Genomic DNA, 13,136 nt, shown 5'->3' with positions numbered 1-13,136 from the left:
AACGGGAAGCCACTATCAACCTTATCATAGTCATTAAACGAAATGCCTTTGATTGTTAGAACTTTGGCAATGTCAAAACCAAAATTTTCATAGCTTTAAACATGACAAAAGAGAGAACCAGTCTGATTCCCTCTATGCTTCGTTATATGTCACCCACTACAGTTTCCACTTATTTCCATTCTAATCGGCACTCGACCAAAATTCTGCTCTGCTATACTTGGGTGTCCTAGTCGGTAAATCTGGTCTGCCTTTTGAGTCATAGCATCCCAAGGTTCTTTGCCAATTCGGCTGACTAGATGGATCTGCCCTTTCAGAGACTTGAGATGTTGTCTGCCTTTTTCGGTAAAGCCAAGGACATGGAGGCCTTCTGGCAAGTCACTTTCTCTGGCCTGCACCAAGATATAGGTCAAGAGGCGTCTGACACGCGCCTTGGTGTAGCGTTTGGTCGCAACCACCTCTACCAATTCGTCAACAGACTGGGCTGTTTTGATAGCTTCCTTGATGCGCACTGCCATTTCTTGATTGACCTGATAGATGGTGGTTAGGTCAGGATTTGACAAGATTTGATAGCGGAGCAAGGGAAAATAGTCATCCCAGCTCACCTTACTGGCTTGCTCAAAGAGGGCAACAGAAGGCATAAAGCGTTCCAAAAAATCTTTGTCCCTCTGGTGCTGACGGAGGGCTGTCGCTGAGGCAAAATCCACATCCTTGTCCACAGAATGGTAACCCGCTCCCTGACGCTGAATTGGATGCAGTTTGATGTTTCGTCCAGCAACCGCCTTGGCATATGCAAGAGCAAGGACATGATTGGGGGTATTGCCTGAAAAATCAAGACCAGCAAATTCCTTCCACATGGCTTGAGTTTTCTGGGGATAAGATAATGAATCAGGCAAATTTTCCACAAATTTCTCCATCTCAGTACCTTGCTCTGTGTATAAGTCAGATATCTTTTGATAATCCAGAACTTCCTCTGTCCCGAAAGCTAGAGTATCAATGCCCAAGTGAGCCAAGATATCCACAGCTCCTTGGCCAAAGAAATCTGCCGCCTGAACACTGACTAAAAAGGGCAATTCCACTACCAGATCCGCTCCATTTTCAAGCGCCATCTGAGCCCGTGTCCACTTGTCCACGATAGCCGGCTCTCCTCGTTGCATGAAATTTCCAGACATGGCCACAATTTTCAACCCCTTCGTCTGCTCAAGCAGGTATTTGTGGCCATTATGAAAAGGGTTGAACTCCGCGATAATACCTGTGATGGTCATGATGTTCTCCTACTTCTGAGCTACAAAAAACCAACGGGTACTTGTCTCTGTTGGCTCCTTATCCTCAAAGTCCGAATAGAGTTTGAAGAACTTGAAACCAGCCTGTTCCAGCAATATATCATAGGTCAAGACCTCATAGGTCCGCTCCTCATGCACTTCATCGTGGCGACTAAAGGAACCGTCAGCCTCCTTGATAAAGAAGGTCAACTCATGCACGATGGAGTGAGGTGCTTCGTCCTCATAGGTGTCCCAAAGCATGGCAAAATCTTCCGCATTTTCATGGTAAGAATAGCCTGGAAAAACTTCATCTGTCTGGTAGGTCGAATGTACATCAAAGATAAATACTCCATCTTCGTTGAGGGCATTATACACTTCCTTAAAGACGTCCCCTACTTCCACCTCATCCTGCATGTAGCAAATAGAATCCGAATAGCAAGTGACAAAATCATATTTACCTGCCTTGGATAAATCCAGCATATTGCCTTCAATAAAATCAATCTTTTGCTTGGCTGAAGCCGCTCTCTTCTCCGCAATCTTCAACATATCCGCGCTTAAATCAAGCCCCGTCACATCAAAACCAGCCTGAGAAAAGCGGACAGACTGGATGCCTGTTCCACAAGCCAGCTCCAAGAGTTTCTTTCTCTCCTTGGTCTTAGGCAAATGACGCAGAGAAAAATCCGTCCATTTATCGTATAAACTATCGTCCATCACAGCATCGTAAACAGCCGCAAAGGTTTCATAAGTCGCCATATTCATTATACCAAGTCCGCCCGTAATCGGAATGAAAATTAGGAGCTTAGACTTAGGATCCTGATCCAAGACTAAGCTATCTATTTTCCGACGATTACAGGACGGGTTCAAATCCTTTCTAAGATACAAAGAGCGTTAAAAGCAAGGAAAAAATAGGAAACTTTCTGCTGTATCGTCAGATACAAAGGAAGTTACTCTTTTTCTCGTAGCTTTTAGCTCGTGTTCAGTTTCGATATGAACAAAACACGACGCCCTCACCTTTCCATCAATTTTCTAAAATAAGCAAATAAACCCAGTTGACTGCAACTGAGTTCGATTGAAGACAAAGTCTTTTTAAGACTTTCCTTAGGTGATTTCGGACGTCTGCGACCTTCTTCGAAGTTCCAAGACTTAGTTTTGAGCCCTTCGTTTTTCATCTCTAAACTCAGAGTAAAACAGTTCCCCGAACTGTTTTACTCTCAAAACTCCCGAGTTCTTGAAACATTAATATTTCAAGAACTTTTATCACAACGGAAAGTCTCGGCAATCTCTCACTTCCTACTCAAAATAAGAACAATCTCAATACATTGTCGAATTTCAAAGCAATTCCCATCCGAAGTTCCAGTCATCTTCTACGCCAGAGTTTCAGATAAGTCTACAGAATCCGCCTCATGCCATAGTTTTTCTAGGTTATAGTGGGCACGCATTTCTTCTGAAAAGATATGCACAACGACACCGCCGAAGTCTAGCAAAACCCAGCCTCCAGTTGCATCACCTTCAACATGGCTGCCTTTAAAGCCTGCTTGAGCTACTTTTTCACGGATATTGTCAGCGATGGCGTCCAACTGACGGCTATTCATCGAGCTAGTGATAACAAAGTAGTCTGTCACGCTGGTCAAATCTTGTACGTCAAGTGCAAGGATATCCTCCGCACGTTTCTCATCAGCCGCTTTCACGACTAGTTCTAGTAATTCTTTTTCGTTCATTTAGTCCTCTTTCAAATAGTGCACAAAGGCGTTATAGGTTTCCAGGGTTTGGGGATAGATGGGGAATCCCTGATGAGCTAGATGCTCCACGGTACGAGCTGTTTCGTAGGCCACTGCCTTATTGAGCGATAGCTCAGCAATTTCACGCGCCACATCCACACCTGGAAAGGCGCGGTTGTGCTCAATGTAGTCTGCGACATAGATGACCTTGTCTAGATCGGTCATCTGACCAGCTCCGACTGTATGGATTTCAATAGCTCGCAGGATTTCTGGATCATGCAAATCCAAATCTTCCTGAATCTTGTAGATGCCAACCATGCCATGCCAGACATTATTGCCCCAATTTTTGAGGTCAGGATCTAGCCGGTAACGGTCAATCAAGTCTAGAAATTCCTGATCTGACAACTTTTTAGCATAGTCATGAAGGAGGCCTGCTAGACCTGCTTTATCGGCATCCACTCCGAATCGTTCTGCAAGTTCAATGGCTGCACGCTCTACACCCAGACAATGGGTTAAACGTTTTTCAGGTAGAAGCTCTGCCATTCTTTCCAACAAAACCTCACGGGAACAGTTGATATAGTCTTGGTAGGCCATCAGTAAAGCCCCTCCTTCTCGATGTAGTCTAGCACTGGCTGAGGTAGGAGAAAGTTAGGTTTCCGACCTTGGGCAATGAAGTCACGCACCATGCTGGATGAGATATCCATGAGAGGCACATCCACCCAGATAACTGGATAGGAAGTTCCTGCCTTGTAGCGCGGGCGTTGAACCCCTACAAACTGAACCATGTCGACCAGCTCATCAATTCGGTACCACTTGGGCAGATAGTCCACCATATCAACCCCGATAATGAAGTAATAATCCGTATCTGGATGTTGTTCGGTCAAGATTTTCATTGTGTCGTAGGTGTAGGAAATGCCCTTGCGCTCTAACTCGATGGTTTCAATGGCTAGTCCTTCGATCCCCTCAATCGCCAATTCAAGCATCTTGAGCCGATGGTGTTCAGGGATGGTTTCTTTTTTATCTACATGAGGTGGTTGGTATTCGGGCATGAGCAGAACTTGATCCAATCCCAACTGTTGGCGCACTTGGTCCGCCACAACAAGATGGGCATGGTGAACGGGGTTAAAATTCCCCCCTAAAATCCCGACTTGTTTGCGTTTTTTTCTCCTTGATTTCTGGCTCCAACTCTACCTTGGTAAAGGGAGTCAATAATTCGATTGCCATAGGCTCGTCTTCCTTTAATTCTCTGTAAAAACCGTTCCTTGGAATGTCTTTTTTAGATTTCTTTGACTTTCTTGGAAATCTTGCGATTTTCTTTCCTGCTGGATTGTTTAAACAAGATCAAGATGCGTCCGATTTTTTGGACAGTATCCACACCAATTTCTTCTTCCAAGATTTCAGCTACTTCGTGGATGTTTTCATCTGTGTTTTGTAAGAGCGTGACTTTAATCAATTCGCGGGCGTCAAGAGCCTGACGAACACTTGTTTTGATTTGGTCGTTAAGTCCATTTTTCCCGATTTGGATGATAGGTTTGAGGGTGTGTGCCTGGCTGTTGAGGAAGGCACGTTGTTTCGATGTTAATGACATAATTTTCTTCCTTATTTTTTGATAGTTATTTTAGGTGGTGAGGGACGGTCGGAACTAATTTTCCAAAGATCTCATCTTTGAAAAATGGATTTCCTGACCTCACAATTGAGCCTTGGTCTCAATTGTTCCCCTTGCCAATCTAACGATTGACAATCACACCACGGCAATAACTATCTCTGTATGAGCTCACTTTGTTCGCTCAGCGATTTTATTTTAAATGATTGCTTTTCGTGTGACGACGGCGACGCCTTCTGGTGCCCAGACGGCGACTTTGGCGCTGCTTGTTACGCGAATCCAGCCGAGTCCTGAGATGACTAGGTCAGTCTTGTCCTTGATGGTAAATACATGTTGGACTAGTTTTGGAAAATCTTCTTTTTCCTTGCTATTTGGTGGTGTGAGAAGAGTTCCGAGGTGCTTGTCATAAAAGGCACTAGCGCCTTCTAGCTTGGTACGGTGGAGTTTGAGTTCATTGTCAAAGAAAGCAGTAAATCCTTGCTTTTCTCCTGATATAAAGTCAAAGCGTCCGAGACCACCTAGAAACAGGGTTTGTTCAGGGTTAAGCTGATAAGTTTTGGGCTTGATTTCCTTTTTAGGGCTGACATACTTGAGGTTTTTAGCCGTCAAGTAGTGGGCCATCTGGTGGCGGTGGATAATCCCCGGCGTATCGTAGATATAAGACCCGTCGTCAAGCGGGATCTCAATCTTGTCCAAGGTTGTCCCTGGGAAGCGTGACGTCGTGATGACATTCTGGTCACCTGTGATTTCTTGGATAATAGCGTTGATGAGAGTTGACTTTCCAACGTTGGTTACCCCAACTACGTAGACATCGCGGCCCTTACGGTAGTGTTCAATCTTGTCAATGACTTCCTTAATAGCATGCTTATTCTGAGCCGAAGTCAGGACGACATCCACAGGGCGAAGTCCTTCTTCGTGGGCACGCTCCATGAGCCACTGGCTAATCTTGCCCGGTTTAACTGATTTGGGCAGGATATCTTTCTTATTTCCGACCAAGAGGACATCATTGCCCGATACAAAGCGCGGTAAGCCTGGGATGACAGAGCCATTAAAGTCAAAAATATCTATGACATTGACCACTAAGGCATCACTGTCTCCTACCTCGTGCAAGAGTTTGAGGAAATCATCATCCGTCAACTGCACATCCGTGATTTCATTGTAATGGCGGAGACGGAAACAGCGTTGGCAATAAACTTCACCAGTCTCCAACCCTTTTTCAAGTGCCGACTGGGGTGTAAATCCAAGACCAGTCTTGTCTGTCGTCTGAATGGTTGCTCCACAACCAATACAGAGAATTTCTTCCATAGTTAAATTCCTTTTTTATATGTAATCGGTCCGTACTTTTCAGTGATTTTGCGCATGACACGGCGCTCGCGAGCTCGGTTAATCTGCGTTTTAATAGAGTCGTGTTGGACCAAGGGTTTGACCAAGATTGAGCGAATGCCTGCACGATGCGCGGCCCGAATATCCGTCATGAGTTGGTCGCCGACCATGACCACTTCATTTTTCTCGTAGTGGAATTCCTTCATGGCACGGTCAATCCCAAATGTGAAGGGCTTCAAGGCCCAATAAACGTAATCAATTCCAAATTTCTCAACTGCGCGTTGGACCCGTTTTTTGGTGTTATTTGAGACCAAGATGACACGAATACCTGCGTCACGAAGGTCATGTAGCCATTGCTTCATCTCTGGCGTTCCATCAGGGTTGTTCCAAGCAATGAGGGTATTGTCCAAATCGACCAAAACAGCCTTGATCCCCTGCGCTTGCAGGCTTGGGACTGTCAGATCATAAACTGCTTCCACAGCAAAATCTGGCATGTAATTTTCAATCGCCATTCTGGCTCCTTTTCTTTTTAATTTCTAGCAATTTTCTTTAAACATTGGGCTAAGACTGCCCATAAAATGAGACTAGCTATCAAAATATAAATCCAAGCATTTGGTTCATCTGTAAACGGTAAAGGAACATTCATTCCGAAGAACCCTGTAATAACCGCAAGGATAGCCAGCAAGACTGAGATAATGGTCAAAGTTGTCAAATTATCATTCAAATTATTATTTAGGATGTTGTTGTAAGAGGCTGAGAGTTGTTGCAAAACTTGAGAAATCAAGTCTGTCATCGAAACCAACTGATGCGCTTCAATCATAGCATCATCAAACTGCTCTCTTTCTACCTCATTAAGATTGCGATAAAGAGCATGCCCTTGGATATGTTCCAAGAGGAGACGATTTTGTTTGGCAGCAGCTGTCAAGTAAACCATACCGGTTTCCAAGTCAGAGAGGGCAAAAAGATTTTTTTTAGTTGTTTTTTGACGAAGAAGTGCACTGATTTCATCCTTACTTTTATCCATCTCTTCAATAACTGGATAGTAAGCATTGCTAATAATCTCTAAACTGGCAAAAAGAAATTTGTAGATTGAAATAATTTCATGGCTTTCAAGATAGGTTGCCATACGTTTAATCACATAAGTATTCTTGTGATTGCTAATAGTAATCAGCCGTTGTTTTTCAACGATAAAGGTCATCGGAATCGCTTCATAATATTCTTTGTCTTTTTCTAAATCAAGAACATTATAAATAAAGGTTACCGTCCCCGTTTCACGGTTATAATCCATATGGGCTCGTTCATTTCTATCTAGAGCATACTCAATGGTTTCCTTGTCCAATCCATAGACGTCAGAAAGATCTTCCATATTTTTAATCTTGTCCACATCAAGGTCTATCCAGGTACAATTATGACCTAGCTTTTTCTCCACAAATAGCATCCTCTCTCCTTTACCAAACTCTTTCTATTGTACCACAAATCTGCCAAAATAGCAGACCTACTCTGTGCGGGAAAAGTTGCTGACAACAGTGATATTTCGGTTGGGAACAAAGTGAAGGGCTTGGTCATCACTTCGAAGTTGGGTCGTACGGATTCCTACACTGACAACCTTTCCAGATACGGTAATCGGTCCATTTGTGAGAACCACTTCGTCGCCCACATCGAGCTGGCGTTCAAAGAGGATGAAAAAGCCATTGATGACATCAGATAGAAAGCCTTGTGCTCCCATACCGATAGCCACTCCAGCAATCCCTGCCCCAGCAAGGAGGCTGGAAACTGGCAAACCTAAAATGGACAAGATACAGTAGATTAAAAAGAAATAAAGGCTATAGTTAAAGATATTCTCAAGCAAACGAGAAATGGTCTTTTGTCTGCCAGCATCTCGATTTGATAACTTGAGCGAGGGCTTGACAATCTTTCGGACAGTCGCGTGGAGGATCTTTTTGGCTATATAAAATAACAGAAACAAAATCAAAAGAGAAATCACCTTGGTCAAGAGATTCTCTAATACAGTTGTTACATCCAATTTATCAAGATAACGTTGAAAAAATTCTTGCATACAAAACTCCTTTCTAGTATTATACCACAAATCATCCCGTTCAATTCCCTCATAAATATTCCAATATTCCCCAAAACTCAAATAAAAAGACTTGCCTCAACGGCATATTTATACTATAATCATAAACAATACATTTTGAAGGAGACTATTATGAAAAGAATTATTCGAGCCTGGAACAAGGCCAGCCTCATCAAACGTATCCTAATCGGCATGCTTCTTGGAGCCTCTCTAGGGCTACTTTTCCCAAGTTTGTCAGGGCTCGGCATTCTCGGTGACCTATTCGTTGGGGGTCTGAAAGCCATCGCTCCTGTCTTGGTCTTTACCCTCGTCGCAAATGCCCTCTCACAACATCAAAAAGGGCAAGATACCAATATGAAGACCGTTATTTTTCTCTATCTACTCGGTACCTTTGCTGCTGCCTTGGTTGCTGTACTGGCTAGTTTTCTCTTCCCCGTCCAGATTACTCTCAGCAGTGCGAGCACAGAGATTGCCCCACCAGACGGCATCGGTCAAGTTCTCAGCAACCTCTTGCTGAATCTCGTGGACAATCCCCTCAACGCCGTCGTCAAAGCCAACTATATTGGAATTCTATCATGGGCTGTTGTCTTTGGACTTGCTATGAGAGAAGCTAGCAAAAACAGCAAGGAGTTGCTCAAAACCATGGCTGATGTAACTTCCAAGATTGTGGAGTGGATTATCAATTTGGCACCTTTCGGAATTATGGGCTTGGTCTTCAAGACCATCTCTGATAAAGGAATTACCAGCCTTGCTAACTACGGAATTTTGCTAGGACTCTTGGTTGCAACTATGGCATTTGTGGCCCTTGTCATCAATCCCCTCATCGCCTTTCTCTTTATGAGAAAAAATCCCTACCCCCTTGTTTTGAAATGTTTGCGTGTTAGTGGGATTACAGCTTTCTTTACTCGTAGTTCTGCCGCTAATATCCCAGTTAATATGAAACTTTGCCAAGATCTAGGACTCAATCCAGATACCTACTCCGTTTCTATCCCTCTTGGCTCGACCATTAATATGGCCGGTGCAGCTGTAACCATTAACATTTTGACTCTAGCTGCTGTCAATACATTAGGAATCTCTGTCGACTTTGGTACAGCCTTTGTCCTCAGTGTAGTGGCTGCCATTTCTGCCTGCGGAGCTTCTGGGATCGCTGGAGGATCACTTCTCCTTATCCCCGTCGCTTGTAGTCTCTTTGGGATTTCAAATGACCTTGCTATGCAAGTAGTCGGAGTTGGTTTTGTCATCGGTGTCGTCCAGGACTCCTGCGAAACTGCCCTGAACTCTTCTACCGACGTCCTCTTTACAGCAGTAGCTGAGTACGCGTCGGCACGTAAAAAATAGATTTTTTAAGACAAGTCTTCCAAGTCTTGTCTTTTGTACTCTTATTCTAGTATTATAGGAAATTCTCATGTCTATCACCCAACGTACGACAAAACTGATATTAGCGACCTGTCTCGCTTGTTTTCTCGCTTATTTTTTAGATTTGTCATCAGCAGTTTCAGCTGGGATTATTGCCCTCTTAAGCCTTTCCGACACGCGCAGAAGCACACTAAAATTGGCACGTAACCGCCTCTTTTCCATGCTCCTAGCGCTCGCTATCGGTGTTCTAGCCTTTCAGCTGACAGGCTTTCACATCTGGAGTCTGGGTCTCTATCTGGCTCTCTATGTGCCTCTAGCCTATAAAATGGGCTGGGAAATCGGCATCACACCTAGCAGTGTCTTGGTCAGTCATCTCTTGGTACAGGAGTCTACTTCTCCAGGACTCTTGCTCAATGAAGTGCTCCTCTTTCTCATCGGGACAAGCTTTGCTCTGTTGGTCAACCTTTATATGCCCTCTCGGGAGAAAGCCATCCAAAGTTACCACCTTCAGGTCGAAGAAAAGTTAAAAGACATCCTGCTTCGCTTTAAATACTATCTGTCAAGAGGAGACGGGCGCAATCAAGCCCAACTCGTTGACGAATTAGACAGCCTTCTTGATGAAGCCCTCAAGCTGGTCTATTTGGATCATTCGGACCATCTCTTTCACCAAACGGACTACCACATCCACTACTTTGAGATGAGGCAGAGACAAAGTCGCATCCTACGAAACATGGCTCAACAAATCAACACTTGCCAGTTAGCTGCAAGTGAGAGCTTGATTTTGGCCCAGCTCTTTTCTAAGATTGCTTCCCAGCTAAGCCAGACCAATCCTGCTCATGACCTACTTGATGACATCGAACGCTATCTGCAAGTCTTCCGCAATCGGAGTCTCCCTAAAACACGTGAGGAGTTTGAGACCCGTGCCACCCTCCTGCAGCTACTACGCGAAGCCGAAACCTTTATCCAGGTCAAGGTCGATTTTTACCAAAAATATGGAAACTAGAAAAACCCCAGAAGAGTTCATGCAACATAATCTCTCTGAGGTTTTTAATTTACCTTTGACTTCAATTACCTTTACTATATGAAAAAATCCACGAATCGATACTATTCGTAAAACTTTACTAGTGGAGCGCCTAACCAAGTTCAATAGAAACTTGGCGTTAGTTACTTAGGTTGTTACACATTCAAATAAATTTACTGAACTACGACACTGAGTTTTACAAATCGATTCCATTTGTAAAACTCAGTTAGTGAGGTAGTTAGGCAAGTCTAATAGGGCTTGCCGTAGTCTACTTAGATTGCTATGCAATCAAGTAGACTTACTGAATCACATCTTCTCTTCCAACTCAACATCTGGATATTTATCCGCAAACCAGCGGAGGGCAAAGTCATTTTCAAAGAGGAAGACTGGTTGGTCGAAACGGTCCTTGGCCAAGATATTGCGGCTTGATGACATCCGTTCATCCAAGTCCTCAGGCTTGATCCAACGAACGGTCTTTTTACCCATTGGGCTCATGACCACTTCTGCATTGTACTCGCCTTCCATGCGGTGCTTAAAGACTTCAAACTGGAGTTGTCCGACAGCGCCTAGCATATACTCACCTGTTTGGTAATTCTTGTAAAGCTGGATGGCTCCCTCTTGTACCAACTGCTCAATCCCCTTGTGGAAGGATTTTTGTTTCATGACGTTCTTAGCAGAAACTTTCATGAAAATCTCAGGTGTAAAGGTTGGCAGTGGTTCAAACTCAAACTTGTTTTTTCCAACCGTCAAAGTGTCTCCAACCTGATAAGTACCAGTATCGTAAACCCCGATAATATCACCTGCCACGGCATTGGTCACATTCTCACGACTTTCCGCCATAAACTGGGTAACATTAGACAGTTTGGCAGTCTTCCCAGTACGAGGCAGGTTGACACTCATTCCACGCTCAAATTCACCTGATACGATGCGGACAAAGGCGATACGGTCACGGTGACGAGGGTCCATGTTGGCTTGGATTTTAAAAACGAATCCTGAGAAATCCTTGTCATAAGGATCCACAATTTCACCATCTGTTTTCTTGTGACCATGTGGTTCTGGAGCAAACTTGAGGAAGGTCTCAAGGAAGGTCTGCACCCCAAAGTTAGTCAGGGCTGAACCGAAGAAGACCGGAGTCAGTTCTCCTGCAAGAATAGCTTCTTCCGAAAACTCATTTCCTGCTTCGTTCAAAAGCTCAATATCATCCTTGACTTGCTCATAAAATGGGTTACTTCCAAAGAGTTTGTCACCTTCTTCCAAACTGGCAAAACGTTCATCCCCTTTATAAAGTTCCAAGCGTTGGTTATAAAGGTCATACAAGCCTTCAAAAGCTTTCCCCATCCCGATTGGCCAGTTCATTGGATAACTCGCAATACCTAGTACTTCTTCTAGTTCTTGCAAGAGATCCAGTGGCTCACGACCGTCACGGTCCAGCTTGTTCATAAAGGTAAAGACTGGAATACCACGGTGCTTCACAACTTCAAACAATTTCTTGGTTTGGGCCTCAATACCCTTGGCAGAGTCCACGACCATGACCGCAGCATCAACCGCCATCAAGGTACGATAGGTATCTTCTGAGAAGTCCTCGTGCCCTGGTGTGTCGAGGATATTCACGCGCTTACCATCGTAGTCAAACTGCATAACAGATGACGTGACCGAAATCCCACGTTGTTTCTCGATATCCATCCAGTCAGACTTAGCAAAAGTCCCTGTTTTCTTCCCTTTTACAGTACCAGCCTCACGAATCTCTCCCCCAAAATAGAGCAATTGCTCTGTAATAGTCGTTTTACCCGCGTCCGGGTGAGAGATGATGGCAAAAGTACGGCGTTTCTTGATTTCTTCTTGAATAGTCATAAGTTCTCTTTCTTTGATTTTCTATTTTTAGTTGTTTCAATGGCTAAGAATGATGTTTACATTGGATTTTACCATTCCTTTCAACTCTCCATTATATCGGATTTTGGGGAGTTTTTCAATTACTCATCTGATGAAAAGGCAAGCTAGAGTACAGATTTCATCTGTTTTCTCTTTTTCCATCGTTTTTTGAACAAAATATCAAAGAAAACAAGAGCCAGTGAAAGAATGACCGACACAAGGAGGTACTTTATCCATAGAGGAGCATTCGAGATAAACGGTGTATCTCTTAAGAGACCATAATTTCCACCAGTCACCTGATTAACCCCAACTAGAAAGAAATTGAGAACGAAAGTATAGACTACGATCATATACTTCTTAAGTAAGCTCTTGTCATAGTGATTCATCAAGTAAACCAAGGAATTCACCAAAAGGGCATAGTGCCCAATCAAAAATGACAAACTGGTGATGTGTGGAAAATCATAGGGGTCAAAAACGGGGTAAACCAAGGCAAATACCGCTCCACTTGCTCCTAAGAGGGCAAAGTATTGCTTGCTCCGCCATTTATCTGGTAAGAAAACCACTGCAAACATAGCCAAACGGCAATGATAAAATGGAAGGCTATTAGAAAATGGAATCTCAAAACCAACATACCAGCTATATAGGGCTAGTAACTGGAGGATCTGAATCCCCTTAAACAAGCGGACAAATTTCGGATTTTTGTGATAAGCAAGTGCCCCATAAATACAAAGCACTAAGAGAAGCATCATGATTCCGTACCAAAAAGGCGGAATGGGAGGAGGAATGGTTTGGAATCTTGTAAAAAAATTATGTAGCATATTTTCTATCCTAACTCATCTTTCGAGGAATTCTTCCTACATTAATCTCTAGTCTCACTCAATTTTTCTTTTAGTTTAACTATTATAGCGAATTA

13 protein-coding genes and 1 pseudogene are annotated in these 13,136 nt (G+C 43.6%); 2 read left to right on the top strand and 12 right to left on the bottom strand.

The window, feature by feature from the left end:
• Positions 1 to 149 precede the first annotated feature (149 nt).
• From EJF26_RS09330 to EJF26_RS09285, 10 genes and pseudogenes are all read right to left on the bottom strand, one after another.
• Positions 150 to 1,262 carry a nucleotidyltransferase gene (locus EJF26_RS09330; protein WP_000156388.1) on the bottom strand — a complete coding sequence of 371 codons (1,113 nt, stop codon included), beginning with the start codon at positions 1,260 to 1,262 and terminating at the stop codon, positions 150 to 152.
• Positions 1,263 to 1,271: 9 nt separating this feature from the next.
• The gene (locus tag EJF26_RS09325) at positions 1,272 to 2,012 is read right to left on the bottom strand and encodes a class I SAM-dependent DNA methyltransferase (protein WP_000257056.1); all 741 of its coding nucleotides are present in this window, start codon (positions 2,010 to 2,012) and stop codon (positions 1,272 to 1,274) included.
• A 611-nt stretch (positions 2,013 to 2,623) separates the two neighbouring features.
• Positions 2,624 to 2,977 (bottom strand): ribosome silencing factor, encoded by a 354-nt coding sequence (gene rsfS / locus EJF26_RS09320; protein ID WP_001003019.1) that lies wholly within the window; start codon positions 2,975 to 2,977, stop codon positions 2,624 to 2,626.
• Positions 2,978 to 3,571 carry a bis(5'-nucleosyl)-tetraphosphatase (symmetrical) YqeK gene (gene yqeK, locus EJF26_RS09315; RefSeq protein WP_000331245.1) on the bottom strand — a complete coding sequence of 198 codons (594 nt, stop codon included), beginning with the start codon at positions 3,569 to 3,571 and terminating at the stop codon, positions 2,978 to 2,980.
• Positions 3,571 to 4,201 (bottom strand): annotated as a pseudogene (locus tag EJF26_RS09310) (nicotinate-nucleotide adenylyltransferase). The gene yqeK and the pseudogene EJF26_RS09310 overlap by 1 nt, the downstream one beginning before the upstream one ends.
• A 52-nt stretch (positions 4,202 to 4,253) precedes the next feature.
• On the bottom strand, positions 4,254 to 4,565 hold the full coding sequence (gene yhbY / locus EJF26_RS09305) for a ribosome assembly RNA-binding protein YhbY (protein ID WP_000060170.1): 312 nt from the start codon (positions 4,563 to 4,565) through the stop codon (positions 4,254 to 4,256).
• Between the two features lie 213 nt (positions 4,566 to 4,778).
• Positions 4,779 to 5,885, bottom strand: a complete 1,107-nt coding sequence (gene yqeH, locus EJF26_RS09300) for a ribosome biogenesis GTPase YqeH (RefSeq protein WP_000391229.1) — start codon at positions 5,883 to 5,885, stop codon at positions 4,779 to 4,781.
• Between the two features lie 2 nt (positions 5,886 to 5,887).
• Positions 5,888 to 6,415 carry a YqeG family HAD IIIA-type phosphatase gene (locus EJF26_RS09295; protein ID WP_000963749.1) on the bottom strand — a complete coding sequence of 176 codons (528 nt, stop codon included), beginning with the start codon at positions 6,413 to 6,415 and terminating at the stop codon, positions 5,888 to 5,890.
• Positions 6,416 to 6,432: 17 nt separating this feature from the next.
• On the bottom strand, positions 6,433 to 7,341 hold the full coding sequence (locus EJF26_RS09290; RefSeq protein ID WP_000899719.1) for a magnesium transporter CorA family protein: 909 nt from the start codon (positions 7,339 to 7,341) through the stop codon (positions 6,433 to 6,435).
• 57 nt (positions 7,342 to 7,398) lie between these two features.
• Positions 7,399 to 7,959 carry a mechanosensitive ion channel family protein gene (locus EJF26_RS09285; RefSeq protein ID WP_001154836.1) on the bottom strand — a complete coding sequence of 187 codons (561 nt, stop codon included), beginning with the start codon at positions 7,957 to 7,959 and terminating at the stop codon, positions 7,399 to 7,401.
• Positions 7,960 to 8,109: 150 nt separating this feature from the next.
• On the opposite strand from EJF26_RS09285, the gene sstT reads away from it, so the two are divergent.
• Positions 8,110 to 9,315 (top strand): serine/threonine transporter SstT, encoded by a 1,206-nt coding sequence (sstT, locus tag EJF26_RS09280; protein WP_000821315.1) that lies wholly within the window; start codon positions 8,110 to 8,112, stop codon positions 9,313 to 9,315.
• Between the two features lie 67 nt (positions 9,316 to 9,382).
• Entirely contained in the window at positions 9,383 to 10,336 is a 954-nt protein-coding gene (locus EJF26_RS09275) for an aromatic acid exporter family protein (RefSeq protein ID WP_000029017.1), read from the top strand.
• A 324-nt stretch (positions 10,337 to 10,660) separates the two neighbouring features.
• Here EJF26_RS09275 and EJF26_RS09270 read toward each other — a convergent pair whose 3' ends face one another.
• Together EJF26_RS09270 and EJF26_RS09265 are read right to left on the bottom strand one after the other, a co-directional pair.
• Entirely contained in the window at positions 10,661 to 12,205 is a 1,545-nt protein-coding gene (locus EJF26_RS09270) for a peptide chain release factor 3 (protein ID WP_000155107.1), read from the bottom strand.
• A 143-nt stretch (positions 12,206 to 12,348) separates the two neighbouring features.
• The gene (locus EJF26_RS09265; protein ID WP_000903027.1) at positions 12,349 to 13,041 is read right to left on the bottom strand and encodes a YwaF family protein; all 693 of its coding nucleotides are present in this window, start codon (positions 13,039 to 13,041) and stop codon (positions 12,349 to 12,351) included.
• Between the last annotated feature and the right edge of the window lie 95 nt (positions 13,042 to 13,136).

It is taken from the genome of Streptococcus oralis subsp. dentisani (assembly GCF_007475365.1).
Taxonomy (GTDB): domain Bacteria; phylum Bacillota; class Bacilli; order Lactobacillales; family Streptococcaceae; genus Streptococcus; species Streptococcus mitis_AX.
Note: the sequence above shows the minus strand (reverse complement) of the source record. Positions and strands in the feature narration are given on the sequence as shown.

Bases quoted from the DNA above. Each gene is read 5' to 3' on its own strand.
- yqeH (WP_000391229.1), bottom strand. From the start codon at position 5,885: ATGGAAGAAATTCTCTGTATTGGTTGTGGAGCAACCATTCAGACGACA.
- sstT (WP_000821315.1), top strand. From the start codon at position 8,110: ATGAAAAGAATTATTCGAGCCTGGAACAAGGCCAGCCTCATCAAACGT.
- EJF26_RS09330 (WP_000156388.1), bottom strand. From the start codon at position 1,262: ATGACCATCACAGGTATTATCGCGGAGTTCAACCCTTTTCATAATGGC.
- yqeK (WP_000331245.1), bottom strand. From the start codon at position 3,571: ATGGCCTACCAAGACTATATCAACTGTTCCCGTGAGGTTTTGTTGGAA.
- EJF26_RS09285 (WP_001154836.1), bottom strand. From the start codon at position 7,959: ATGCAAGAATTTTTTCAACGTTATCTTGATAAATTGGATGTAACAACT.
- yhbY (WP_000060170.1), bottom strand. From the start codon at position 4,565: ATGTCATTAACATCGAAACAACGTGCCTTCCTCAACAGCCAGGCACAC.
- EJF26_RS09295 (WP_000963749.1), bottom strand. From the start codon at position 6,415: ATGGCGATTGAAAATTACATGCCAGATTTTGCTGTGGAAGCAGTTTAT.
- EJF26_RS09290 (WP_000899719.1), bottom strand. From the start codon at position 7,341: ATGCTATTTGTGGAGAAAAAGCTAGGTCATAATTGTACCTGGATAGAC.
- EJF26_RS09270 (WP_000155107.1), bottom strand. From the start codon at position 12,205: ATGACTATTCAAGAAGAAATCAAGAAACGCCGTACTTTTGCCATCATC.
- EJF26_RS09265 (WP_000903027.1), bottom strand. From the start codon at position 13,041: ATGCTACATAATTTTTTTACAAGATTCCAAACCATTCCTCCTCCCATT.
- rsfS (WP_001003019.1), bottom strand. From the start codon at position 2,977: ATGAACGAAAAAGAATTACTAGAACTAGTCGTGAAAGCGGCTGATGAG.
- EJF26_RS09325 (WP_000257056.1), bottom strand. From the start codon at position 2,012: ATGGCGACTTATGAAACCTTTGCGGCTGTTTACGATGCTGTGATGGAC.
- EJF26_RS09275 (WP_000029017.1), top strand. From the start codon at position 9,383: ATGTCTATCACCCAACGTACGACAAAACTGATATTAGCGACCTGTCTC.